This window comes from Nonomuraea sp. NPDC048892, from assembly GCF_040649735.1.
Taxonomy (GTDB): domain Bacteria; phylum Actinomycetota; class Actinomycetes; order Streptosporangiales; family Streptosporangiaceae; genus Nonomuraea; species Nonomuraea maheshkhaliensis.
Genome location: NZ_JBEZFZ010000027.1, coordinates 1 through 22,159, shown reverse-complemented (window position 1 = coordinate 22,159; position 22,159 = coordinate 1). Strand labels below are relative to the sequence as shown.

The following is a 22,159-nucleotide window of genomic DNA, read 5'->3' as shown; positions in this document are numbered from 1 at the left end:
GTGGCTCGATGACCTCAACGGTGCCGCGTGCGGCTTACGATCCCCTTCTCCTGACCTTTAGGCGCGTGACAGGGTGGAGCGCATGAGGATCATTCGCGCGGCAAGGGTGCTCACCGGACGCCGGGGAGAGGTGATCACCGACGGAGAGGTCCTCATCGATGGCGACCGGATTGTCTCCGTCGGACCGCGCGGCAGCGCGCGAGAGGCAGGCGCCGGCGGTGGGGCGGCCGGGGACGATGGGGTCGGCGAGGGTGACGTCGGCGAGGGTGTCGAGGTGCTTGATCTGCCGGAGCACACCGTGCTGCCCGGCCTGATCGACGCCCACGTGCACCTGGGCTTCGACGCCCAGGTCGACCCGGTGACCAGGCGCAGCCCCGAGAGCGAGCGCCACCTGCTGCTGCGGATGGCGGAGAACGCCCGCAAGCTCGTCTCCGCCGGCGTCACCACGGCCCGCGACCTCGGCGGGCGCGACTTCCTCGACCTGGCGCTGCGTGACGCCATCGAGGAGGGCCTGGCCGTCGGGCCGCACATCCTGGCCGCCACCAGGCCCATCACCATCACCGGCGGCCACTGCTGGTACATGGGCGGCGAGGCCGACGACGAGCCCGCCGTGCGCCGCGTGGCCAGGGAGAACCTGCGCGCGGGCGCCGACTGCCTCAAGGTGATGGCCTCGGGCGGCCTGATGACGCCGGGCGCGCCGCCGAGTTGGGTGCCGCAGTACACCACGGAGCAGTTACGCGCCGTCGTCGAGGAGGCGGCCACGCGCGGCAAGGGCGTCGCCGCCCACGCCCACGCGCACGCGGCGATCCGCAGCGCCGTCGAGGCCGGGGTCGCCACGATCGAGCACTGCACGTTCTTCACCTCGTCGGGCCACCGCTACGACGCCAAGCTCGTCGAGCTGATCGCCGCCGCCGGCACGTACGTCTGCCCCACCGCGCACGGCGTGTTCGACCGCATCCGCAAGGTGTACGGACAGGAGATGCAGGAAGCTTGGCTGCAGGGGGTCTCCTTCATGCGGGAGGCGGGGGTGCGGCAGATCGCGGGCACCGACTGCGGGTTCGCGGCCGGCGGGGTGGCGAACCCGGCCGACCTGTACGTGGGCGGCCTGGAGGTGTTCGCGATGGCCGGTTACGGCAACGCGGAGATCATCGAGCTGGCCACCGTGCTGGCCGCCGACGCCTGCGGGGTGGGCGAGGTCACCGGCAGCCTCGACCCCGGCAAGCGGGCCGACCTCATCGCCGTCGCGGGCGACCCGCTCGAACGCCTCGCCGACCTGCGCAACCTCGCGCTCGTCCTGGTCTCGGGGCGTTCCGTCGGCCAGACGGCCGTGGACACCGTGACCACGTCGGTCGGCTGACCACCCCGGCCCCCATACGGCCGGGTCCCGTCGCAGCAGGCCCGTCGCAGCAGGCCCGTCAAAGCAGGCCCGTCAAAGCAGGCCCGTCAAAGCAGGCCACGTCTCGTAAAAGGCAGACGCCAAGCCCATCGCAGGCCGCGTCCCATCGAACAAGGAGATCTCATGTTGCCCTGGTCCGCCGAGCTGGCCGGACGGCTCGATCACCACGTCGTCGACAGCGCGCTGCTGCGGGGCAACCCCTTGGGCGACCCGCACGAGCGCCCCCTGGTCGTGTACGTCCCGCCGGGCTACGACGACGACTCCGAGCGCCGCTACCCCTCCATCTACGTGCTGCTCGGCTACACCGGCCACGTCGCCATGTGGTTCAACCGGGCTCCGTTCCGCCAGCCGTACCCGGAGCTGGCCGACGCGTTGTTCGCCGGCGGCGACGTGCCGCCCGCCATAGTCGTGTACGTCGACGCCTGGACCGCGCTCGGCGGCAGCCAGTACCTCGACTCGCCCGCCACCGGCCCCTACCACTCGTACCTGCGCGACGAGATCGTCCCGTACGTGGACGCGCACTACCGGACGATCGCCGACCGCGACCACCGTGCCGTCACCGGCAAGTCCAGCGGCGGCTACGGCGCCATGGTGAGCGCCATGCTGGCGCCCGACGTGTTCGGCGCGCTGGCCACGCACGCGGGCGACGCGCTGTTCGAGGTCTCCGCCCGGCCGCACTTCCCCGGGCTGGCGCGCAGGCTGCGTGACATGTACGACGGCTCGTACGACACGTTCCTGACCGACTTCCGCGGCCGTCTGGCCGGCACCAAGGACGGCGACCTCGAACTGCTGGAGATGTACGCCTACTCGGCCGCCTATTCCGCCGACGCCGACGGGACCGTGCGCCTGCCGTTCGACGACACCGGAGCCGTCGTGCCCGAGGTCTGGGAGCGCTGGCTCGAACGCGACCCGGTCATCATGGCCGGCGAGCCCCGCTACGCCGAGGCGCTGCGTTCGATGCGCGCCATCTGGGTGGACGCGGGCCGCCGCGACGAGTACTTCCTCGACTTCGGCGCCGTGGCGTTCCACCGGGCCGTGGAGGCGGCGGGCGTGCCGGGCGAGCGGATCCACTTCGAGCTCTTCGACGCCGGGCACGGCGGCATCGAGTACCGCTACCCGCCGGCCCTCGCCTGGTTGTCGCGCCGGCTCAGCAAGTGAACCCCGCCCGGCCGTGGCGGTCACCGGCGGGTGCCGGTGACCGTTAGGCTGCCGCAATGGAACTGAAGGACCAGGTACGCGAGCTGCGCCGGCAGGGCCGATCTCCCAAGGAGATCGCCCGCGCGCTCAAGGTGTCCCCGTCGGTCGTCGCGCCGCTGGTGCGCGCCATCGCCGCCGAGACGGCCGACGCCGCGGAGGGCGGCGCCGAGGCCGAGGTCGTCGGCTGCTGGATCAACGCGGGCTGGAGCGAGGGGCTCGGCTTCGACCCGAGCACCGGCTGGGTCGACGACGCCCCCGACTCCGGCGCCGGCGGCGCGGTCTCCGTGCTCATCGCCCGCCGCCACACCTGGGACCGGCTGCACGTCTGCGGCTACCTGGCCGACGTCTACTGCCTGGGCGTGAAGAACGTCATCGGCCCCGACGTGCTCAACGACCGCGACCTCGTCCGCTTCCGCGAATACTTCTTCGGCGAGTACGCGGGCTGGCAGGAGGTGCCGATCGAGCTGGTCAGGCAGCTGGTGTACGGGTCCGTCGACTACGCGCGCACGCTCGGGTTCGAGCCGGGCGACGGCTTCACGCTCGGCTCCGAGCTGCTCGGCAAGTGGGAGGGCGGCTCGACGATCACGTTCGGCCGCTCCGGCAAGCCCTTCTACCGGGAGGGGCCGCAGGACGACGGGGCCAAGATCGTCCGCAAGCTGCGGCGTCGGTTCGCCGACGACGAGTTCGACTACGTCCTCGCGGGCCAGTGACGCGCTTCGGTCATAGCGGGACGGTGACGCGTTTCGGCTGCGTCAGCGCAGGCCGGTGACGCGCATCGTCAGGTTGAGCCGGCCGGAGGCCAGCCCGGTGGCGGGATCGCCCGTCCCCGGGTAGACCTTCGGCACGCCGTGGTAGGCGAAGCGCGACGGCCCGCCGAACACGAACAGGTCGCCCGAGGCGAGCCGCACGTCGGTGTACGGCCGGCCGCGCGTCTCGGGGTTGCCGAAGCGGAAGAGACAGGCGTCGCCGATGCTCAGCGACACCACCGGGGCATCCGACTTCTCGTCCTTGTCCTGGTGCATGCCCATCTTCGCCTGGCCGTCGTAGAAGTTGATCAGGGCGGTGTCGGGCTCGTACGCGCTGGGCTTGTACGCGCCGGGCTTGTACGCGCCGGGCTCGTACGGCTGCGGCGCGGTCACTCCGCCGTCGGCGCCCTCGGCGCGGGCGGCGGAGCTGTAGGCGTCGGACAGGGCGCGGCGGCCCAGGTCGGCCAGCCACCCGGGGAAGTCCGCGACCTGCCGGCCGTTCACGTCGTGGGCCAGGCGGGTGTAGCGGTACGGCTGCCAGTGCCAGCCCAGGCAGACGGTCTGGACCGACATGACGCCGCCCCTCGGCAGCACGGTGTGCCGGATCGGCACGGGGCTCTGGGCCCAGGCGCGGCAGGCTTGGACGAGGTGGCGCTGCTCGTCGAGGGTGAGCCAGCCGGGCACGTGGACCGCCCCGGGGGCGATCTCACGCGGGGGGAGCGGGATCACGATATTTCCCGAAAAATCACGTTTCGGCCGATCTGCCAGGCATTTCCGTCGTGGTCGGCACCGCGCATGCCCTCCAGTGTCCCAGGCGGGGCCAGCGCGACCGCGCGGGCGGTGGCCGCGAAGCCGTACGTACGCGCAGGCTCCCACTCCGTGCTGCGCCGCAGCCGCTCGCTCATGCCGGCCCACCCGCGCGGCGCGCCCGCCACCACCCAGGCGTCCGGCTCACCCGCCGTGAACCGCCTGGCCTGCCGCAACCAGGAGGCCGCCTGCTCCGGCCAGCCGACCACCGCCAGCACCGTGCCGGCCCAGGCCCGCGCGAACGCCTCGGCAGCGGGCCCGCCGTCCCGCCCGTGCCCGATCACGACCGTACGGGCGCGTCGAGCCCTGACAAGCTCCACAACCCGCGCCAACTCCTCCGCGCAGAACCCGGCTCCCGCCGTTCCGGGCGTCACTTGGCGTCGTGGAAGACGAGGCCCAGCGTGTGCCGCAGGCCGGAGCGTACGGTGCTCACCCCGTGCCGCACCGGCGCGGCCGACCAGCCACGCGACGACCGGACCGGCCGGTCCCGCGTGGTGAAGATCAGCCCGTGCCCCTGCGGCAACAGGGTCACCGTGCCCCGCGACTGCGCCCGGGGCCGCTGCTCGACCAGCAGGAACTCGCCCCCGGTGTAGTCCGCGCCCGGCCGGTCCAGCCCGATCACCACCTGCAGCGGGAAGACCAGGTCCCCGTACAGGTCGCGGTGCAGGGCGTTCCAGTCGTCGCTGCGGTAGCGCAGCAGGATCGGCGTCGGCCGCTTCTGACCGGCCGCGTGGCACATGTCCAACCATTCCCCGAAATCGTCCGGCCACGGCGCGGGCTGCCCCAGCCTGGCCGCCCAGTCGCGGGCGATCGGCAGCAGCCGGGGATAGAACGCCGCCCGCAGCCGTTCGACCAGCGGCGGGAGCGGATGATCGAAGTAGCGGTACTGCCCGGCGCCGAACCGATAACGCTCCATGTCGATGGTGGCCCGGAAGAATCCGGCCTCCTCGTACAGCCCGGCGATCTGCCCGCATTCCTCCGGGGTGAGCACCTGCGGCGTCAGCGCGCACCCGTACGCGTCCAGCTCCCCGGCCAGCCCGGCCCAGTCGGCCCGCTCCAGAGTCCTCATCATGAGGCGCTCCAGAGCTGAGGCTGCAGCACGCCTTCCAGCGTGAGCAGGGCGTGCTTGCGTTCGAGGCCGCCGGCGTACCCGGTCAGAGCGCCGTTCGCGGCGACGACGCGGTGGCAGGGCAGCACGAGGAGCAGCGGGTTCGCGCCGACGGCCGCCCCGACGGCGCGGACGCGGTCGGCGGGCGCGCCGATGCGCGCGGCCAGCGCGCCGTAACTCGTCGTCGTGCCGTACGGGAGCGCCGCCACCGCCGCCCACACCCGCTCGTGGAACGCGCTGCCCCGCGTGCGGAACGGCAGCTCGAACGCGGTGCGGTCGCCCGCGAAGTACTCGCCGAGCTGCCGCTCCGCCTCGGCGAACGCGCCCGGCTCCCGCCGCCACCCCGCCCGCGCCGAGGTCACGTCGAACGACACGCGGGTCAGCACGGAACCGTCCCCGGCCAGCAGAATCTCCCCCAAGGGGCTGTCGATCGTGGTGTAGATGTCCATACCTGTTACAACACCGCCGCCCGCTCACAGGTCGGCGGTTTTCGGACCTCGCGGCACCCCCTTTTCCCTCCCGCATTGGACGATCATCGAACGGGCGGCGTACCCTCACCGCAATGGCGAGCTAGGAGTGAGCATGGCCGAGTCGCGCGAGCACACCTTCACCGGCGCCAAGGGCCGCAACACGGTCCGCGAATGGCCCCATGACCGGCCTCGATACGTCGCCGTCCTGGTCCACGGCTATGGCGAGCACATCGGCCGCTACGAGTACGTGGCCGACCGCCTCGTCCGCCACGGCGCCGCCGTCTACGGCCTCGACCACATGGGCCACGGCAAGTCCGAGGGCGACCGGGTGCTCATCGAGGACTTCGAGGACGTGGTCACCGACGTGCACACCGTCGAGGAGCGAACCAGGGCCGACCATCCGGGCGTCCCCGTCGTCGTGATCGGCCACTCGATGGGCGGCATGATCGCGGCTCGTTACGCCCAGCGTTACGGCTCCGGTCTGACCGCACTCGTCCTGTCCGGGCCGGTGATCGGGGAATGGGCGATCGTGCCCGAACTGCTCACGTACGAGGAGCCGCCGGACACCCCCATCGACCCCGCCACCCTCTCCCGCGACCTGTCCGTCGGCGCCGCGTACGCCGAGGACCCGCTGGTGTGGCACGGGCCGTTCAAGCGCACGACGCTGGAGGCGTTCGCGACGGCGCTCGACACGATCGCCAAGGGCGGCACGTTCGGTGCCCTGCCCACGCTGTGGGTGCACGGGGACGACGACCAGCTCGTCCCGCTGCCCGGCAGCCGCTCGGGCATCCACGCCGTCAGGGGCGGCGACCTCACCGAACGCATCTATCCGGGGGCCAGGCACGAGGTCTTCAACGAGACGAACAAGGACGAGGTGCTGGACGACGTGACCTCCTTCATCGACCGCACCCTCCCCACCTGACCCCGCGCGAACGCCGGCCTTGACCACCACTCGACGACGGGCCCGGTCGCCGGGGTCACTTGACGAGCAGCCAGGCGTGACCCGAGCCGCTGGTCCGGGTGAGCTCGACCTTCCAGCAGCCCGCCTTCGGGAACACGAACCCGGTGCCCCACTCCTGCCCGGGCCGCCTCCAGGTCGATCCACCGTGCTGCTCAGGGCCCCATGCCAGCCTGGCCGTGCTCCCGTCCGGGAGTGTGGCGCGTACCCGCAACGGCCCTTCGCCGGTCATCCGCCACACGATCTTGATCTCCTTGTCCTGGCTGAGCGGCGGCGGCCCGACGAACAACAACCCCCACAACTCGGCACCCGCCGCCGTCCCCCGCACCTCGGGAAACCCCTCACCCAGGAAGACCGGCGTACCGTTACACCCCTTCCCCTCCGTCACCACGGGAGCCGGCTCGCTCGCAGAAGGAGCCGCCGGGGTCCCTTCAAGGGTCGCCGTGACGCTCGCACCTGCGGCAGCCCGGGACGTACCGGAAGCCTTGGCACCGACTTCACCCGAGCCGCCCCCACCACCCGCACATCCCCCGACCGCCGCCACCACCACCGAACAGACCGCCAGCACCCGCAGCACCCTCATCACCACAACAACCCACCCCTTCCCGTCACCTCCCTTACTCGCGCTCAGCGGAAAAGGTTCTTGGCGGGGCCGGTAGCAGCGATCACCCCTCGAACACCGGCAGGGTGAGCGACGACGGATGCTCCGCGTCGTGGAAGATCTCGAAGCGCGTCGGCCGGGTCCGCACCGCCTTCCCCACGGGCTCCCCGGTCCCGTGGTTGCGCGCGAACCGGGGGAACGCCCCGCCCGCCACCTGCACCCGCAGCCGGTGCCCAGGCTGGAACCGGTACCCGGTCGGCTGCAGCTCGACCTCGGCCCTGACCACGCCCGCGCTCCCGGTCGGCAGTCGCAGGATGCCGTCGGTGACGTTGCGCGACACGCCGTCCCGATCGACGTCGCACAACCGGACGAACAGGTCGGCGTGCCCGGTGTCGGTGCGTACGTGCACGGTGGCCGAGACGGGCCCGATCAGGTCGAGCCGGCGGGGGAGCGGCGCCCCGGTGTAGACGAGCACGTCGGGACGGGCCTCGACGGCGCGGTTGTCACGCTGCTTCGACTCCCGCATATCGAGCAGCGGCCCGCCGGCCGAGCGCGTGGGATGCGCGGGATCGTAGGTGAAGCCGTCGGGCCCGCCGGTTCCCGGTCCGTCCCAACCGAGGGCCCACCGATCGAGCAGATGCAGCTCAGCCGGTACGGACCGCGGCGGCGGCCAGTCGTCGAAGTCGAGCCAGGCGCCGGCTCCTTGGAGGTAGAGCCGTACCGGGGAGCGCTGGAGCTGGGCGGTGTCCCCGAGCAGATGCGCCGACAGCCAGGACACCTCCTCGGTCAGCAGCGCCCGCAAAGCGCCCAGGTCGTGCCCCCAGGGGCCGATCAGGATCCGGCTGTGCCGCCCGGCCGCGCGCAGGGCCGCGAAGTCACGTAGCTGCGCGGGCAGGAGCAGATCCCACCAGCCGGTCACCATGCTGGTCGGCGTTGTCATCGTGACGGCGGCGGCGGTGTGGTCGGTGTCGGCCCAGAAGGGGTCGTCCGCCTCGGTGTGGGCGGCGGCGTCGCGCAGGAACGGCACCCGCTTGCCGATGGCGGCCACATCGGACCGGCCGATCGGCACGTGCGCCATGGCGCGCCGCACCCGGCTCTCCCGGCGCGGGTTCGGCAGCAGCCCGCTCAGCCACGCGTCCTCCTGCGTGCCGAGCAGCGCCGCCCAGGTCAGCAGGTTGTGCAGGGCGAAGACGCCGCCCGGATAGAACGTCGTCCTGAACTCGCCGGCCGTCACCCCCAGGCACATCGCCTCCAGCGGAGGACCGAGGTAGGGGCCGATCGCCCACTGCGTGTACCCGAGGTAACTCGCCCCCGCCGTCGCCAGCCTTCCGTCGCACCAGGGCTGCTCGCGCAGCCAGGCGGCGGTGGCGAGACCGTCCCGCCGCTCCTGGTGGAAGGCCGAGAACCGGCCGCCCGAGCTGAACGTACCCCTGACGTCCTGCACGACCACCTGCATGCCCCGCCTGGCCAGCACGCGGGCGGTGCCCGTCATGTCGAGCTTGTGCTTGCCGTACGGAGTGCGCATCAGCACCACCGGCAGCGGCTCGGACCCGCGCGGGCGGTAGCGGTCGGCGCGCAGAACGACCCCGTCGGGCATCGGCACGCGCAGCTCACGGACGACCTCGATGTCGGGCGTCGTGGCCTCGGGCAGGCCGAGGAATCGGTCGAACAGCCGGCTGAGCACGCCCATGACAGATCCTTTCGCTCCCGCCCCAAGCGTACGGTTCACCAGGCAGCAAATGCGGACATACCCGACACCGTCTTGGAAACGCTCCGATGGAGACGATGACTTTTCCGCTCGCCAGGGGTCTTCACCTATGAGGAGGCGATATGCGCGAGCATGGACGGGCGCTGGCGGCGGGCGTGGCGCTGCTGGAGCGAGCCATCGACTACACCCTCGGCAGCCTGCGCGCTGTCACCCCATCAGCGCTCTGCCACAGCACACCGTGTGACGGCTGGAACCTGCAACGGTTGCTGGACCACATGACCGACTCCCTGCAAACCCTCAACGAGGCCGCCACCGGCCCCATCCTGCTCCCTCCGGGCCTCACCGGCTCCAGCCACCCCTGCCCACCCCGGCATCCCCCCGGCGGGCCTACCGGCACCGACACAGGCGGCCGCTCCACCGGACCACCGTCACTGGGGCCGCCGTCGCCTGGGTCGCTGCCACCGGGGTCGCCGAGACCGGGGCCGCCGTCATTCGGATCGCCATCGCCTGGGCCGGTGCCGCCTGGGCCGCTGCCACAGGTGCCATCGTCGCCCGGACCGCCATCACTTGGGGGGCAGCTGTGGGTGGGCAACCCCGCCCTCCTGGTACGGGACGGCGCCACGGAGGTGCTCGGGCGATGGGCGGCCATGGCCGGCGGCGACCTCGTCCCCGTCGGCGACCGGCACCTGACCAGCCCGATGGTGGCGGCGATCGGCGCCATCGAGCTCACCGCACACGGCTGGGACGTGGCCAGGGCCTGCGGCGAGCACCGCCTGATCCCACCGCTCCTGGCCGAGGAGTTGCTCGACCTGGCCCACCTGTTCGTCACCGACCAGGACCGCCCAGGAAGATTCGCCCCACCAGTACCCGTACCCGCCCACGCGCCGCCACAGGACCACTTGCTGGCCCACCTAGGCCGCCACCCAGACTGGTTCGCCCACAATTGACCCCCGCCTGAGCCTGGCTCGCGCGCAACGTGCTCCTCACCCGGGCGGGTTCAGCCCAGCGGTGCCCGTGCCTGGCGACGCGCCATCGCAGGACCGCCCGCTGGCTCACTCAGGCCGTTACCCGGACTGGTTTGCCACAACCGGCCACCGCCCGAACCTGGTTCGCGCACAGCTGGCCTCTCACCCGGACCGGTCCCTACACAGCTAGGCCGTTACCCGGACTGGTTCGTACACAGCTGTGCTGCCACCACCGGACTACTTCACCCACAACTGGGGCCCCACCCGCCCTCACATCAACCGCTCCTACGCCGTACGATCATCCTGTACGAAAAAGCCAGACGTTTGGTCCCGGCACGGCTATAAGCGAATACGCGACGTTACGACCGATACGGTGAGAAGATCGGAAACGGACGCCCGGCCACCACGGCCGGGAAGTTCACGCAGGCCACACCGTGCCAAGGGGGGACGGAAACCCGTCCGGCCCGGTCCGCGAGGCGACGCGTCGGATCCGCCGCGGACAGGCCGGCCAACGTGGTGGCGACGACCGTTCTTCGTGCGGCCGTCGCCACCACCACGCCGCTCCCATCCACCGGCCCACCCCGCAGCCAGGCTCAACAAAGCCCGACAAGGCCACCGCTACTCAGCCGAGGATTCCAGCCACAGCTCGGCCGTCGGCTCAGCCGGGAAGTCCCAGGGAGCAGTCTTGAATTCAGCCCGGGGTCCCCGGGCTCAGCCGGGGTTTGGTCGGGGGCCCAGCAAGGGTTCATTCTTCCGGTTCGTCGCCTCGGAGGGCTGCCAGGACCTGGTCCCCGTATTTCGCCAGCTTGTTTTCTCCGACGCCGTTCACCTGGCTCAGCTCCCCCAACGTCGTCGGCATGCGGGTGGCTATCTCGCGGAGGGTTGCGTCGTGGAAGATGACGTAGGCAGGCACGCCCTGTTCCTTGGCGGTCGCTCCGCGCCAGGAGCGTAGGCGTTCGAAGATCGGGGTCGCTTCTGCTGAAAGTTCGATGGCGGCCTGGGCGGACTTGGTGCCGGAGGAGGGTGCCTTGGCTCTGGTCGGGCGGGGGGTTTCGCGCCTCAGCATCACCTCGCGTTGGCCTCTCAGTACGGCGGCGCTGTCGTCGGTCAGCACCAACGCCCCGTAGTCGGACTCGACCGCCAGCAGCCCCTGGGCCAGCAACTGGCGCACCACCCCGTGCCATTCGGCGTTGCCCAGGTCGTCGCCGACTCCGAACACCTTGAGGGTTTCATGGCCGTGCTGCAGCACCTTGGCGGTCTTCTTGCCGAGCAGGATGTCCACCACCTGCCCGACCCCGAACTTCTGCCGCCGCTCCCGCGCCAGCCGCAGCACCGTGGACAGCACCTTCTGCGCCGGGACCGTGCCGTCCCAGGAGGCGGGCGGGGTCTGGCAGGTGTCGCAGTTGCCGCACGGCTGCGAGCCCTTCTGCCCGAAATAGTCGAGCAGCATGATGCGCCGGCAGGTGACGGTCTCGCACAGCGCCAGCATCGCGTCGAGGTGGAGCACCTGGCGCCGGCGGTGTGCCTCGTCGCCCTCCATCGCCATCCGCCGGTGCTGCACCACGTCGTTGAGCCCGTAGGCCATCCACGCCGTGGCGGGCAGGCCGTCGCGGCCCGCGCGCCCGGTCTCCTGGTAGTAGCCCTCCAGCGACTTCGGCAGGTCGAGGTGGGCCACGAAGCGCACGTCGGGCTTGTCGATGCCCATGCCGAACGCGATCGTGGCGACCACGATCAGCCCCTCCTCGCGCAGGAAGCGGGACTGGTGCAGGGCACGGGTCTGGGCGTCGAGCCCCGCGTGGTACGGCACCGCCGCAATGCCGTTGTCGACCAGGAACTCGGCCAGCTTGTCGACCGAGGAGCGAGACAGGCAGTAGACGATGCCCGCATCGCCGGGATGCTCCGTGCGCAGGAACTCCAGCAACTGGCGCTTGGGCTCGCTCTTCGACGCGATGCGATAGTGGATGTTGGGCCGGTCGAAGCTGGCCACGAAGTGGCGGGCCTGGTCGAGGCCGAGCCGGGAGGAGATCTCGGCATGCGTCGCGGGGGTGGCGGTCGCGGTCAGGGCGATGCGCGGGACGTCGGGCCACAGCTCGTGCAGCCTGGACAGCTCCAGGTAGTCGGGACGGAAGTCGTGCCCCCACTGCGCCACGCAGTGCGCCTCGTCGATGGCGAACACCGAGATGTCGCCCTTGCCGAGCAGCCGCAGCGTGGAGTCGACGCGCAGCCGCTCGGGGGCGAGGTAGAGCAGGTCGAGCTCGCCGGCCAGGAACTCCGACTCCACGAGCTGCCGCTCGTCGATACTCTGGGTCGAGTTGAGGAACCCCGCCCGCACGCCGAGCGCCCGCAGCGCGTCGACCTGGTCCTGCATGAGCGCGATCAGCGGTGAGATGACCACCCCGACGCCCCGGCGCACCAGCGCGGGGATCTGGTAGCAGAGCGATTTGCCGCCGCCGGTGGGCATGAGGACGAGCGCGTCGCCGCCGGCCACGACATGATCGATGATCTCCTGCTGGCCCTCACGGAACGCGTCGTAGCCGAACACGCGGTGCAGGACGTCGGTGGGGGTATCCATGCGGCTACCTTACGTGTTCGTGGGAGGGCGGGTCGTCGTTTCCGCCCACGGCAGACGGCCGACTGATTCCCCAATTTTTCGTGGGTCCGTGGGTGCCGTCGCTTCCGTGGGTGCTGTCGAGTCCGGGTTGCTGTTCGGGTCCGTGGTCCTGCGGGTTCCGTGGGTTCTGTCGGTTCCGTGGGTTCCGTCGGTTCCGTGAGTCCTGTGGGTTCCGTGGGACCCCTCGATCGTAGGCCGGGGCGGGTTCGTGCGCGACCTGAAGCCGCTCAAGCCAACATGCGTCCGTACGCGACCCGAAGCCGTCCCAAGCCGCGTCCGTACGCTGTCCGAAGCCCTTCAAGGGCGCGCCGGCATCCTGCCATACAGAAGCAGTGACAGGGCCCCGAGGCCGCAGGCCGTCGCGACCGCGGCCATCACCGCCGGGTAGCCCGCGACCTGCGCCAGCCCGGCCGCCAGCAACGGCGCCACCGCCTTGGCCACGGTGATCGGCAGCGCCAGAGCCCCGCTCAGCGACCCGTACGCGGCCGTCCCGTACCGGTCCGCCAGCAGCGCGGGACGGGCGATCGTGGACACCCCGAAGCCCAGCCCGAACAGCACCACCGCCACGACAGCCCCGCCCACGCTGCGCCCGGTCAGCGGCAGCAGCACCGCCGCCAGCCCCTGGAGGGCGAACATGACGGCCGTGATCGTCGCCACCGGCCAGCGCGTCTGGAGGCCGGTCGTCACCAGCCGCCCGGTCACGGACAGGACGCCGAGCAGCCCGGCCACGCCGGCCGCGAACACGGGTGCGTGTCCCAGGGTGATGAGGTACGTCACCAGCAGCACCCCCATGACCGCCAGCGCGCCCGTCTGCGTCAGGAAGGCCGCCACGAGCAGCCAGAACGGCCGTTCGCGCAGGGCAGTCGCGACGATCTCCCGCCGCGCGGCGTGGGGCGGCGCCGACCGGCTGCGCAGCGCCAGCCCGTGCAGGGGCACGGCGGTCAGCGCGTAGCCGGCGGCTAGGACGACCAGGGCCTGCCGCCACCCGTACAACTCCACGAGGAACCCGGTCAGCGGCAGGAAGATGCTGGAGGCGAACCCGGCCACCACCGTCACCGCGAGCAGCGCCCGCGCCCGCCGTTCCGCGTCGAACCAGGCCACGATCACCGCGAACGCCGCCTCGTACAGCACCATCGACGACGCCACCCCGAGCAGGCCGCAGGCGAGGTAGAGCTGTGTCACCGTACGGACCTGCGACCAGGCGAGCACGGCCAGCGCGCCCAGCACCGAGCCGAGCGTCATCAGCCCGCGCCCGCCGCGCCGGTCGAGCAGGCGCCCGACGAGCGGCGCGGCCAGGGCGGACACCAGCACCGCGAACGTGAGCGCCCCGGTGAGCTGGGCGACCCCGGCGTCCAGGTCGCGCGACATGGGCGGGATGAGCACCGAGTACGCGTAGTAGAGGACACCGTAACCGGCGGTCTGAGTGATCGCGAGTGCGCCGATCATTCGTGCGGACGTGCTTCGGGCGGCGGGCGCGATCACCTTTGATTGGTTCCCGTTCATGAACAGGCGGACTCGGTGATACATGTCACTTTGTCCAAAGGCGGCCTCAACGACAGGCGTCCCGGGACGGGTCCGCCCCGAGCGGCGCTGCCGGACATAGCGTCGGAAGCATGAGCATTTCCTATGTGGTCACAGGCGGCGGGCGCGGGATCGGCAGGGCCGTGGTGGAGCGGCTGCTCCAACGCGACGGGCACTCGGACAGGCACACGGACAGGCACGCGGGCGGGCGCACGGACGAGCGCACGGTGGTGGTCGTCGAACGCGACAAGGAGGCCCTGTCCTGGGCCGGCCCCCGGGTCGTCCCCGTGATCGGCGACGCGGCCGACGAGGAGGTGGCGGCCTGGGCGGCCGATCTGGCGCAGGAGTCGGGCACGCTGGCGGGCTGGGTCAACAACGCGGCCGTGTTCCGCGACCTCTCCGTGCACTCGTCGCCGATCGCCGAGGTCAGGGCGCTGATCGCGGCCAACCTGGACCTGGCGGTGGTGGGCTGCGCGACCGCCGTACGCCACTTCCTGACCGCCGGCACCCCTGGCGCCATCGTCAACGTCACCTCGCACCAGGCCACCAGGGCGGTGCCCGGCAGCCTGCCCTACTCCACGGCCAAGGCCGCCACGGAGGGGCTGACCAGGGCGCTCGCGGTCGAGTACGGCAGGCACGGCATCCGGGTGAACGCCGTGGCCCCCGGTTCGGTGGCGACCGAGCGGTACCAGGATTTCCTGGCCGGCCTGACTCCGGAGGAGGCGGCGCGGGTGGAGGCCGACCTGGCCAGGCTGCACCCGCTCGGCCGGGTCGCCGCGCCGGCCGAGGTGGCCTCCGTCGTGGCCCACCTGCTCTCCGACGACGCCGCCTTCGTCAACGGCGCGACGATCCCCGTGGACGGGGGCCGGACCGTGCTCGGACTGGATCCGGAAGCCAGGGAATGAAAACCGTTGTCACATGGTTGCAGGGGCCATGAGAAAGAACCTGCACCCCGCCTACCGTCCGGTCGTCTTCCGTGACCCGAGCGTCGGCTTCGCCTTCCTCACCCGCTCGACCCTGACCAGCGACAGGAGCATCGAGTGGGAGGACGGCAAGACGTATCCGGTCATCGACGTGGACGTGTCGTCCGCCAGCCACCCCTTCTACACGGGCCGTGGCCGCATCCTCGACACCGCCGGCCGGGTCGAGCGGTTCAACCAGAGGTACGGCAAGGCCTGAGGACGCTAGATGCCCATGGTGTCGGCCAGTGAGTCCATCTCCGCGGTCAGCAGCGTGGACGTCCGGTGTCCCATCCCGGCGAACTGTCCCTGGACCTCCAGGCTCAGGACGCCCTGGAGCCGGCTCCACACCATGATGGTCCCGGTCAGCGCCGTGGCCGGGTCGCCGTCGGGCGCGTACGCCCGCACCCACTCGGCCACGGCGGGAGTCTGCTCCACCCAGCCCAGCATCTCCTCCCGCAGCGGCTCCACAGCGGGCCCGCACCGTCCCTGCCCGAACACCGGCAGGAACGGCCCCAGCACGTCCCTGGCCCGATCGACGCTCTCCGGCGGCGCCTGGTAGCCGGGCGACGGCGTGCCCGCGAGCAGTTGGAAGACGTGCGGGTTGGCCGTGACCCAGGTCAGGAAGGCCCCCCCGAGCCCGTGCAGGCGCTCGCGCGGCCCGCCGTCGCGGATCCCGGCGCGTACGGCAGCCGCCAGCTCCGCGTAGCCGTCGAGGATCAGGTCGGTGAGCAGGCTGTCGCGGCTGTCGAAGTACTTGTAGAGCGCGGGCCCGGTCATGCCCAGCTGCTTGGCCACCGCGTTGAGGCTCAGCGCCGCCGCCCCGCCGCCGCCGATCTGGGCGAGCGCGGCCTGCTTGATCTCGCTCTTGACCTGCTCCCGGTAGCGCTGCCGCGGTGTTGACATCCCCTCATTATCCGGGCTCATCAACACCCGTGACGTCATCCGCCCGCACGACGCGAGCCCGCACGTGACGTCATCCGCCCGTACGACGTGAGCGGCGGTGCCGCAGCACGGCCAGGTCGATCGCGGCGACGACGGCCACCGCGGCGGCGATGAGGGCCTCCCAGACCCAGACCTGCGCGCCGGTGCTCATCGCGAGCACGGCGAAGACGACCGCCGCCACCACCCCGAGCACGAGCGCGACGAGCGACAGGACACGACGCGCGCCCAGCGGGCTGCGCGCGGTGACCGGCTCGGTGCCCGCGCGGTTGCGCAGCCACATGATCGCACTCCTCTCAGTATCAGTCTCAGGCTCAGATCAGGATCAGTCTCAGGATCAGGCGGGATCAGGCCAGGCACCTCAGCGCGGCGGCGACGCGCGGGTCGAGGCCGTGGGAGGCGGGCAGGCGGCCCACTGTGGCCTCGACGAACTCCGGGTACGACAGCGTGGCCGTGACACCGTCCACGGCCGCCACGATCTGGTCGGCCGACTGCTCCACCCGCACCTTGGCGTCCTGCTCGGCGAGCACGAACCGGCCCACCGCCACCCGCCAGGCCAGCCGGCCGGGGGCCTCCTGCGCGGAGACGGGCGCGCCGACGTCGTCGGCGTGGGTTGCGTACTCGGAGTCGTAGTGGAAGGCCTGCCGGCCCGTCGGGTACGGCCCCGCCATCGTGTCGAGCAGGGCGTCGGGGCCGAGGGCGCGCATCTCCTCGCGGGTGGCGCCGTTCTGCGTCCGCCACTCCTCCAGGACCTCCTCGATGGGAAGCTCCCTGCGCTGCCGCACGCACCACTCGTTGAAGTCGTTGTAGCCGCCGATCCCCTCGTCGGCCAGGCGGCTCAGCAGCTCCTGGACGGAGCCGTGCAGGCAGGCCTGGTTGTACAGCTCCTCGCCGGCCAGGTGCGCCAGCACGTCGCGGACCGTCCAGCCGTCGCAGCGGGACGGGCGCAGCCAGCCGGCCTCGTCGAGCCCCGAGAAGTGCCGGTCGAGCCGGGCGGCCTCGGCGTCGAAGATGTCGAACGGGTTGAGGTCTTTGAGCAGGTCGTCGGGCATACCCGGGACGCTACCCGTCAGGTGCCGACTTTCACGACCTTGTCGCCGATGGCCGACTTGACCTTGGCGTACTCGCCGGCGCAGGAGGGCGCGCGCTCGGGCGGGACCCAGCCGCCCTTGGCGATCCGGTCGTACTTGGCCGGGTCTGTGCCGTACAGCAGGCAGGCGAACGTGGCGGACTCCTCCATGCCGGACAGATGGCCGATGCCCGCGTGGCCGGCCAGCAGGTGGCGGGCCTCGGCGGCGGCCACCACGCGCTTGGGGGCGTCGGCGGCCAGCGCGAGCGCCGCGAACTGGTCGGCCTGCGCGTCGCTGTCGGGCAGGCCGTTGAGCGTGGTCAGGGCGTGGCCGAGCTGGTGGTGGAAGAGCACGGACAGCGCGCCGTCCATGCGGTGCTCCTCGGCGTGCTCGCCGGTCTCCTCGGTCTCGGAGATGCCCTTGATCGTGTCGCGTACCTTGTCCACCAGCGAGTAGCACAGGGTGATCCGGCGCTTGTCGTGGTTCCAGCGGGCGGCGGGCTCGTCACAGTCCTGGGCGACGATCTCGACGCGCTCGGGCAGCCGGAGCCGCGTCTTCAGCACGCCGCTGTCCTTCAGCAACCGCCTGGCCTCCTCGGCGCCGCGGGAGCCGGGCTGCTCGTAGCGTACGGACAGTTCCGGGGCGGGGGCCGTCACCAGCGTGCTCGTCACGCTCAGGACGAGGGCGATCACCGGGTGCGGCATACGGGAGCTCCTTAGGGGGATCGATCAATGCAATGGGACTCACCATGCGGCGATTAAATGATCGATAAACCTTGGGAAAGGTAAAGACTCCCGGGAATGCCGGAGGCCCGGCCCACGAATGGGCCGGGCCTCAGACAATCTGGTGACTATCGACGCCAGGAGTAGACCCGCACGTAGTCGGTGCGGCTCGTGGTGCCCTCGAGCTCACGGTCGCCGTTGTAGACGGCGCGGAACGTGCCGCTCTTGTAGGCGCGCGTCTTGGCGAAGAACTTGCCACTACGCGAGGTCCAGTCGCTGGCGACCCACTTCCAGGCGCTGGAGCCGTTGGCGCGGTAGTAGATGCTCACGCGCTCGCCGCGGACGCCGTCCCAGTCGAAGCGGCCTTCGCGCTCCAGCAGGGTGCCGGAGAAGTAGATCGACCGGCCCTTGCGGACCTTGGAGGGGTCGGCGCTGAAGCGGGAGATCCGCGTCTGGGCCTTGTCCTTGGCGATCTCGACGGCGAAGAACGCCGAGTCCTCGGCGAGCTTCTTGCCCTCGCCGTCGAAGGCCACGGCGGTGGCCTTCCACTTGCCGGCCGGGTCGTTCTTGTTGAAGCCGATGGCGTAGCGCCAGCCCTCGAGCTCCTTGAGGCTCTTGCTGCGCATCGTGTGGAAGCCCTCGGCGGGGGCCACGCTGAACTCGACCTTCTTGACGTCGCGGCTGGCGCCGACGTCGAAGTACGCGGTCGTCTCGGCGTCGCCCTTGACCACGACGGGGTTGGGGCTGATGTCCCGGATGACGAGACGGGTGTCGTGCTTGGTGGTGGCGGCGGAAGCGGCGCCCGCGCCGGTGACGAGCATGGATCCGCCCACAAGGGCGGAAAGGATTCCTACTGCGATCTTCTGCATGAGGGTGCTGATTCCTCTCCCCGTATAGACAACTTCAGACCCGGCTCGGGGGGCCGGGTCCCTCTACTACTTTGAGTCATCAGTTGGGGAAAAGGTTCGCTAAAGTTGCAGAAAATATTTGATCACAGGTTTAACCTGGGACGATGTCCAAAAAATCCCTTTTGAGACTGCCCGAGCCACTACAGTCTGGCGCATGACTGACGTCTACACCCTGGGGGAGGCGCTGGGGGTCGTCTCCAGCGGGCGGGTCCGCCACGAGAGTGAGGCCAGACTGGACGTCTGCGGGCCCGAGTTCACCCTGGCCATCGCCCTGGCCAGGCTCGGCCACCGCTCCGCGTACCTGGGCAAACTGGGCGCCGACGAGCTCGGCGCCAGAGCGCTCACCGCGCTCAGAGGCGAGGGCGTGGACGTCCTCGACGTGCGCGTGGCCGAGGGCACGCGCACGGGCCTGGTCCTGAGGGAGACACGCGTGGGGCGCGAGCCCAGGATGATCCACTACCGCGCGGGATCGGCCGGCTCGCTGCTCACCCCCGGGAACGTGCCGATCGACCGGATCGCCGCGGCGAAGATGCTGCACGTGACCGGAATCACGGCCGGCCTGGGCAGGAACGCTCTGGAAGCCGTGCGCGCCGCCGTGAGCGCGGCCAGGAACGCCGACGTGGTGATCTCCTTCTCCGTCGAGTACGTCCCCGAGCTGTGGCCCTCCGTACGGGAGGCCGAGGAGGTGCTCAGCGAGCTGGCCTGCGCCTCGCACCTGCTCTTCCTCCGCCAGGACGAGCTCGACCTGGTCAAGCCCGCCCTCGCCCCCGAGCGCGAGGTCGTGGTCGACCGGGGCGCCAAGGGCGCCAGCGTCCGGGCCGACCGGATGCGGTACGACGTGCAGGGCTGGCAGGTCCCCATCGTGGACACCTCGGGGGCGGGGGAGGCGTTCGCGGCCGGCTACATCAGCGCGGCGCTCGACGGCCTCACCCCCCAGGAACGCCTGCACCGCGGGGCGCTGCTGAGCGCCGCCGCGGTGACCAGCGCGAGCGACTGGCAGGGGTTGCCCACCAGAGCCGATCTGTACGGTTAGTTCACATTCAGGGTGAAGGTCGAGGTCGTGTTCCTGATGTCGGTGTGGTTGTTCGCCAGCCTGAGGCCGTTGATCGTGGCCGACCCGATCGCCGGGCCCTGACCCGGCTCGGGCAGCTCGTTCACCCAGATGCCGAAGCCGGACTTGGCGTCGAACGCGTCACCGCTCTTACGCGCCCCGCTGATCGACACGTTCGTGAAGATCGTGTCCCTGATCGGGTTCAGCGGGGTGGTCGGGTTCTGGTAGCCGGTCTGGAACATGATCCCGCTGTACGTCGGGTCCACGATGTCCAGATTGCTGACCCGGATGCCCTGGAACACCTTCGAGGAGGAGAACACCCACAGCGCCGGGAACGTCTGCTGTCCCCAGAAGTGCCCGCCCGCCCGTACCAGCGAGATGTTGTCGAACGTCGTCGGCGGGCTGGCGCCGAAGCCGTGCATCGGGTAGCCGAAGTCCAGCGAGCTGATCGTGATGCCCGAGTACACCAGCGTGTCGGCGATGTAGATGTTTCTGAACGTGTTGTCGTAGCCGCCGTACACGGCCAGACCCGCCGCCCGCCAGGTCAGCAGCGAGGTGAGGTTCTCGAAGACGTTGCCGGTCTGCTCGCCGGAGTTATGGTCGGTGGCCGAGAACAGCGCGAAGCTGTCGTCACCCGTGGAGCGGGTCTCGACGTTGGTGACGTGGTTGCCGGTGCTGCCGTTGGTCAGGTTCAGGCCGTCGGCGAACACGTTCCTGATCCGCGCGTTCCTGATCGTCAGGTTGTCGGTGTTCGTGCCCCACAACATGCAGACCTGGTGCTCGATCCAGACGTTCTCGATCGTCAGGTTCGCCACGTTGGTCAGGTCGAACACCTTGCCGGGGCCGTCGATGCGCTCGACGTAGTTCCCGAAGTAGGCGAAGCCCGCGAACGTGGTGCCGTTGGCGGTGGCGTCGGCGCGGAAGCCGACGTCGGTGTTCTGCTGTCCCGAGGGGGCGTGGAACCTGGTGAACCACGGGCCGGCGCCGACCACCTTGATCGCCTTGCCGTAGACCTGGAACTTGCCGGTCGTCTGGTAGTCGCCGGCGGGCAGGTAGACGCCGGTCAGGCTCGCGTCCATCCGGGCCTTGTCGAGGGCGTTCTGCACGTCCTGGTGCCCGAAACCGGCCGGTACGGCGTACTTCGCCGGGTCCGGGTTGCCGGCCTGGGTGACCTGCTCGAAGTCCACGAAGTCGATCGCGTAGGTGAAGGTGTTGGCCGCGTCCTTCTGCAGCCTGATCCTGGCGCCCGCCGGGACCGTGGTGCCGAGCAGCAGGTTCGCCTCGTCGTAGATGTGTCTCGGCGGGCCTGAGCCGGGGTTGTTGTTCGGGCTCGACTCGGCCCCGTACAGCCAGGCGTAGCGGGAGGTGAGGTTGACGGCCTTGAGGAAGCTGCCGTTGACGTAGACGTTCAGGGTGGAGTCGATGCCGCCGCCGCCCGGGGCGTCGGGGATCGAGAAGCGGGTGACCAGGCTGTTCGTCGGCGCTCTGGTGGTGAACTCGACGTAGGCCCCGGTCTGGCCGAGCGTCACCGCGCGCCGCCCGGAGGCCTCGCCGGCGATCGTGCCGACGTCCCTGCTGGGGCCGACGCGGGTCGCGCCGCCGCCGACGGCGGCGTCCTCGGCCTCGTACGTGTCGTACGGCATGCTCGCGCCCCGCCCGATGAACAGCGGCAGCGTGCTGGTGTTGTTGGCCCGCTTGACCGGCAGCTCGTTGGCGTCGTCGGCGAGCACGGTGCGCACGGTGTACTTGCCGTCGGCGGCCGTCCACGTGCCCAGGGAGACCGGCGCGGCGGTGGCTCCGGCCGCGATGGCGCCGCTCGCCGACCCGGTCAGCGTCCTGACGACGGTGCCCGCGTCGTTGAGCACAGTGAGCGTGATGCCGTGGGAGCCCCCGCTGGATGCCACGGTGCCCTGGTTCCTGATCGCGACCGAGAACGTCACCGTGTTGCCCGCGGCCGGGTTGCCCGGCGTCCAGGAGACCGGGGAGGCGATCAGGTCGGCCGTGTCGACCGGCCGCACGGTCAGCGTGCCGGTGGCGGAGTTGTTGCCCTCGTTCTGCTCGGGGACCGCGTTCTGCTCGTCCACCCTGGCTTCAAGCTGGTACGTGCCCGCGTCCCTGACCCCGATGTTCGCCGACACGGTCGCGGTCGCCCCTGCGGCCAGCGCGCCGACAGCGGCGCTGCCGACCTTGCTGTCCCCGGCGTAGAAGGCCACCGAGGTGGCGGCGGAGGTGGCGGTGCCGGCGTTGCGCACCGTGGCCGACAGCGTCACCGCGTCGGTCTCGACCGGTGAGGCCGGGGAGGAGGTCAGGCCCGACACGGTCAGGTCGGGGTTGGGTGCCGGGGTGCCGAAGATCTGGAACTCGGCGACCTGGCCGCCTGGGGCGCCGGTGTTGGCGGTGAACTGCAGGCGGACGTCGG

Annotated in this window: 22 protein-coding genes; 8 read left to right on the top strand and 14 right to left on the bottom strand. The window is 71.0% G+C overall.

Features of this window, described 5'->3' with window-relative positions:
- Positions 1-82 precede the first annotated feature (82 nt).
- The 3 genes from AB0C28_RS46240 (at position 83) to AB0C28_RS46230 (ending at position 3,303) form a co-directional block, all read left to right on the top strand.
- On the top strand, positions 83-1,357 hold the full coding sequence (locus tag AB0C28_RS46240; RefSeq protein WP_357861794.1) for an amidohydrolase family protein: 1,275 nt from the start codon (positions 83-85) through the stop codon (positions 1,355-1,357).
- A 162-nt stretch (positions 1,358-1,519) separates the two neighbouring features.
- Positions 1,520-2,554, top strand: coding sequence for an alpha/beta hydrolase-fold protein (locus tag AB0C28_RS46235; protein WP_358082416.1), 1,035 nt, complete (start codon positions 1,520-1,522; stop codon positions 2,552-2,554).
- A 56-nt stretch (positions 2,555-2,610) separates the two neighbouring features.
- Positions 2,611-3,303: a helix-turn-helix domain-containing protein gene (locus AB0C28_RS46230; protein ID WP_357861798.1), complete on the top strand. Its 693-nt coding sequence runs from the start codon at positions 2,611-2,613 to the stop codon at positions 3,301-3,303.
- A gap of 42 nt (positions 3,304-3,345) precedes the next feature.
- Here AB0C28_RS46230 and AB0C28_RS46225 read toward each other — a convergent pair whose 3' ends face one another.
- From AB0C28_RS46225 to AB0C28_RS46210, 4 genes are read right to left on the bottom strand one after another with little or no spacing between them, the layout of a single operon-like run.
- Positions 3,346-4,071 carry an alpha-ketoglutarate-dependent dioxygenase AlkB gene (locus AB0C28_RS46225; RefSeq protein WP_357861840.1) on the bottom strand — a complete coding sequence of 242 codons (726 nt, stop codon included), beginning with the start codon at positions 4,069-4,071 and terminating at the stop codon, positions 3,346-3,348.
- Positions 4,065-4,466 (bottom strand): hypothetical protein, encoded by a 402-nt coding sequence (locus AB0C28_RS46220; protein WP_358082413.1) that lies wholly within the window; start codon positions 4,464-4,466, stop codon positions 4,065-4,067. Before AB0C28_RS46220 ends, AB0C28_RS46225 begins: the two co-directional genes overlap by 7 nt.
- A gap of 50 nt (positions 4,467-4,516) precedes the next feature.
- The gene (locus AB0C28_RS46215) at positions 4,517-5,218 is read right to left on the bottom strand and encodes a 2OG-Fe(II) oxygenase (RefSeq protein WP_358082411.1); all 702 of its coding nucleotides are present in this window, start codon (positions 5,216-5,218) and stop codon (positions 4,517-4,519) included.
- Entirely contained in the window at positions 5,215-5,703 is a 489-nt protein-coding gene (locus AB0C28_RS46210; RefSeq protein WP_358082408.1) for a methylated-DNA--[protein]-cysteine S-methyltransferase, read from the bottom strand. The genes AB0C28_RS46215 and AB0C28_RS46210 overlap by 4 nt, the downstream gene beginning before the upstream one ends.
- Before the next feature lie 133 nt (positions 5,704-5,836).
- Here AB0C28_RS46210 and AB0C28_RS46205 point away from each other — a divergent pair, with 133 nt between their 5' ends.
- Positions 5,837-6,646 (top strand): lysophospholipase, encoded by an 810-nt coding sequence (locus tag AB0C28_RS46205; protein WP_358082405.1) that lies wholly within the window; start codon positions 5,837-5,839, stop codon positions 6,644-6,646.
- Between the two features lie 55 nt (positions 6,647-6,701).
- Here AB0C28_RS46205 and AB0C28_RS46200 read toward each other — a convergent pair whose 3' ends face one another.
- Positions 6,702-7,070: a hypothetical protein gene (locus AB0C28_RS46200; protein WP_358082403.1), complete on the bottom strand. Its 369-nt coding sequence runs from the start codon at positions 7,068-7,070 to the stop codon at positions 6,702-6,704.
- A 277-nt stretch (positions 7,071-7,347) separates the two neighbouring features.
- Positions 7,348-8,973, bottom strand: a complete 1,626-nt coding sequence (locus AB0C28_RS46195) for a CocE/NonD family hydrolase (RefSeq protein ID WP_358082400.1) — start codon at positions 8,971-8,973, stop codon at positions 7,348-7,350.
- Between the two features lie 140 nt (positions 8,974-9,113).
- On the opposite strand from AB0C28_RS46195, the gene AB0C28_RS46190 reads away from it, so the two are divergent.
- Entirely contained in the window at positions 9,114-9,938 is an 825-nt protein-coding gene (locus AB0C28_RS46190) for a hypothetical protein (RefSeq protein ID WP_358082397.1), read from the top strand.
- 763 nt (positions 9,939-10,701) lie between these two features.
- On the opposite strand, the gene recQ is transcribed toward AB0C28_RS46190, so the two are convergent.
- Both recQ and AB0C28_RS46180 read right to left on the bottom strand, forming a co-directional pair.
- Positions 10,702-12,528: a DNA helicase RecQ gene (gene recQ / locus AB0C28_RS46185; protein WP_358082394.1), complete on the bottom strand. Its 1,827-nt coding sequence runs from the start codon at positions 12,526-12,528 to the stop codon at positions 10,702-10,704.
- Between the two features lie 336 nt (positions 12,529-12,864).
- Positions 12,865-14,013 (bottom strand): MFS transporter, encoded by a 1,149-nt coding sequence (locus AB0C28_RS46180; RefSeq protein ID WP_358082391.1) that lies wholly within the window; start codon positions 14,011-14,013, stop codon positions 12,865-12,867.
- A gap of 167 nt (positions 14,014-14,180) precedes the next feature.
- On the opposite strand from AB0C28_RS46180, the gene AB0C28_RS46175 reads away from it, so the two are divergent.
- Together AB0C28_RS46175 and AB0C28_RS46170 are read left to right on the top strand one after the other, a co-directional pair.
- Complete coding sequence (locus AB0C28_RS46175; RefSeq protein WP_357861819.1) at positions 14,181-14,993, top strand: SDR family oxidoreductase; 813 nt, start codon at positions 14,181-14,183, stop codon at positions 14,991-14,993.
- Positions 14,994-15,021: 28 nt separating this feature from the next.
- Complete coding sequence (locus AB0C28_RS46170) at positions 15,022-15,267, top strand: type B 50S ribosomal protein L31 (RefSeq protein WP_357861820.1); 246 nt, start codon at positions 15,022-15,024, stop codon at positions 15,265-15,267.
- Positions 15,268-15,272: 5 nt separating this feature from the next.
- On the opposite strand, the gene AB0C28_RS46165 is transcribed toward AB0C28_RS46170, so the two are convergent.
- From AB0C28_RS46165 to AB0C28_RS46145, 5 genes are all read right to left on the bottom strand, one after another.
- Positions 15,273-15,953, bottom strand: a complete 681-nt coding sequence (locus AB0C28_RS46165) for a WHG domain-containing protein (RefSeq protein WP_358082388.1) — start codon at positions 15,951-15,953, stop codon at positions 15,273-15,275.
- 70 nt (positions 15,954-16,023) lie between these two features.
- Positions 16,024-16,272, bottom strand: coding sequence for a DUF6343 family protein (locus tag AB0C28_RS46160; protein ID WP_357861824.1), 249 nt, complete (start codon positions 16,270-16,272; stop codon positions 16,024-16,026).
- Positions 16,273-16,336: 64 nt separating this feature from the next.
- Complete coding sequence (locus tag AB0C28_RS46155) at positions 16,337-17,041, bottom strand: maleylpyruvate isomerase family mycothiol-dependent enzyme (RefSeq protein ID WP_357861826.1); 705 nt, start codon at positions 17,039-17,041, stop codon at positions 16,337-16,339.
- Between the two features lie 17 nt (positions 17,042-17,058).
- Positions 17,059-17,763 carry a DUF4344 domain-containing metallopeptidase gene (locus tag AB0C28_RS46150; protein ID WP_357861828.1) on the bottom strand — a complete coding sequence of 235 codons (705 nt, stop codon included), beginning with the start codon at positions 17,761-17,763 and terminating at the stop codon, positions 17,059-17,061.
- A gap of 146 nt (positions 17,764-17,909) precedes the next feature.
- Positions 17,910-18,650 (bottom strand): hypothetical protein, encoded by a 741-nt coding sequence (locus AB0C28_RS46145; RefSeq protein ID WP_358082385.1) that lies wholly within the window; start codon positions 18,648-18,650, stop codon positions 17,910-17,912.
- Between the two features lie 193 nt (positions 18,651-18,843).
- On the opposite strand from AB0C28_RS46145, the gene AB0C28_RS46140 reads away from it, so the two are divergent.
- On the top strand, positions 18,844-19,722 hold the full coding sequence (locus AB0C28_RS46140) for a sugar kinase (protein WP_358082382.1): 879 nt from the start codon (positions 18,844-18,846) through the stop codon (positions 19,720-19,722).
- Here AB0C28_RS46140 and AB0C28_RS46135 read toward each other — a convergent pair.
- Positions 19,719-22,159: CARDB domain-containing protein (locus AB0C28_RS46135; RefSeq protein WP_358082379.1), on the bottom strand; the 2,441-nt coding region annotated here is incomplete at its 5' end. The two genes, AB0C28_RS46140 and AB0C28_RS46135, sit on opposite strands and share 4 nt — an antisense overlap.

Coding starts and splice junctions, on each gene's coding strand:
- AB0C28_RS46240 (WP_357861794.1), top strand. CDS start 83: ATGAGGATCATTCGCGCGGCAAGGGTGCTCACCGGACGCCGGGGAGAG.
- AB0C28_RS46235 (WP_358082416.1), top strand. CDS start 1,520: ATGTTGCCCTGGTCCGCCGAGCTGGCCGGACGGCTCGATCACCACGTC.
- AB0C28_RS46230 (WP_357861798.1), top strand. CDS start 2,611: ATGGAACTGAAGGACCAGGTACGCGAGCTGCGCCGGCAGGGCCGATCT.
- AB0C28_RS46215 (WP_358082411.1), bottom strand. CDS start 5,218: ATGATGAGGACTCTGGAGCGGGCCGACTGGGCCGGGCTGGCCGGGGAG.
- AB0C28_RS46210 (WP_358082408.1), bottom strand. CDS start 5,703: ATGGACATCTACACCACGATCGACAGCCCCTTGGGGGAGATTCTGCTG.
- AB0C28_RS46205 (WP_358082405.1), top strand. CDS start 5,837: ATGGCCGAGTCGCGCGAGCACACCTTCACCGGCGCCAAGGGCCGCAAC.
- AB0C28_RS46195 (WP_358082400.1), bottom strand. CDS start 8,973: ATGGGCGTGCTCAGCCGGCTGTTCGACCGATTCCTCGGCCTGCCCGAG.
- AB0C28_RS46190 (WP_358082397.1), top strand. CDS start 9,114: ATGCGCGAGCATGGACGGGCGCTGGCGGCGGGCGTGGCGCTGCTGGAG.
- recQ (WP_358082394.1), bottom strand. CDS start 12,528: ATGGATACCCCCACCGACGTCCTGCACCGCGTGTTCGGCTACGACGCG.
- AB0C28_RS46180 (WP_358082391.1), bottom strand. CDS start 14,013: ATGATCGGCGCACTCGCGATCACTCAGACCGCCGGTTACGGTGTCCTC.
- AB0C28_RS46175 (WP_357861819.1), top strand. CDS start 14,181: ATGAGCATTTCCTATGTGGTCACAGGCGGCGGGCGCGGGATCGGCAGG.
- AB0C28_RS46170 (WP_357861820.1), top strand. CDS start 15,022: ATGAGAAAGAACCTGCACCCCGCCTACCGTCCGGTCGTCTTCCGTGAC.
- AB0C28_RS46165 (WP_358082388.1), bottom strand. CDS start 15,953: ATGTCAACACCGCGGCAGCGCTACCGGGAGCAGGTCAAGAGCGAGATC.
- AB0C28_RS46160 (WP_357861824.1), bottom strand. CDS start 16,272: ATGTGGCTGCGCAACCGCGCGGGCACCGAGCCGGTCACCGCGCGCAGC.
- AB0C28_RS46155 (WP_357861826.1), bottom strand. CDS start 17,041: ATGCCCGACGACCTGCTCAAAGACCTCAACCCGTTCGACATCTTCGAC.
- AB0C28_RS46150 (WP_357861828.1), bottom strand. CDS start 17,763: ATGCCGCACCCGGTGATCGCCCTCGTCCTGAGCGTGACGAGCACGCTG.
- AB0C28_RS46145 (WP_358082385.1), bottom strand. CDS start 18,650: ATGCAGAAGATCGCAGTAGGAATCCTTTCCGCCCTTGTGGGCGGATCC.
- AB0C28_RS46140 (WP_358082382.1), top strand. CDS start 18,844: ATGACTGACGTCTACACCCTGGGGGAGGCGCTGGGGGTCGTCTCCAGC.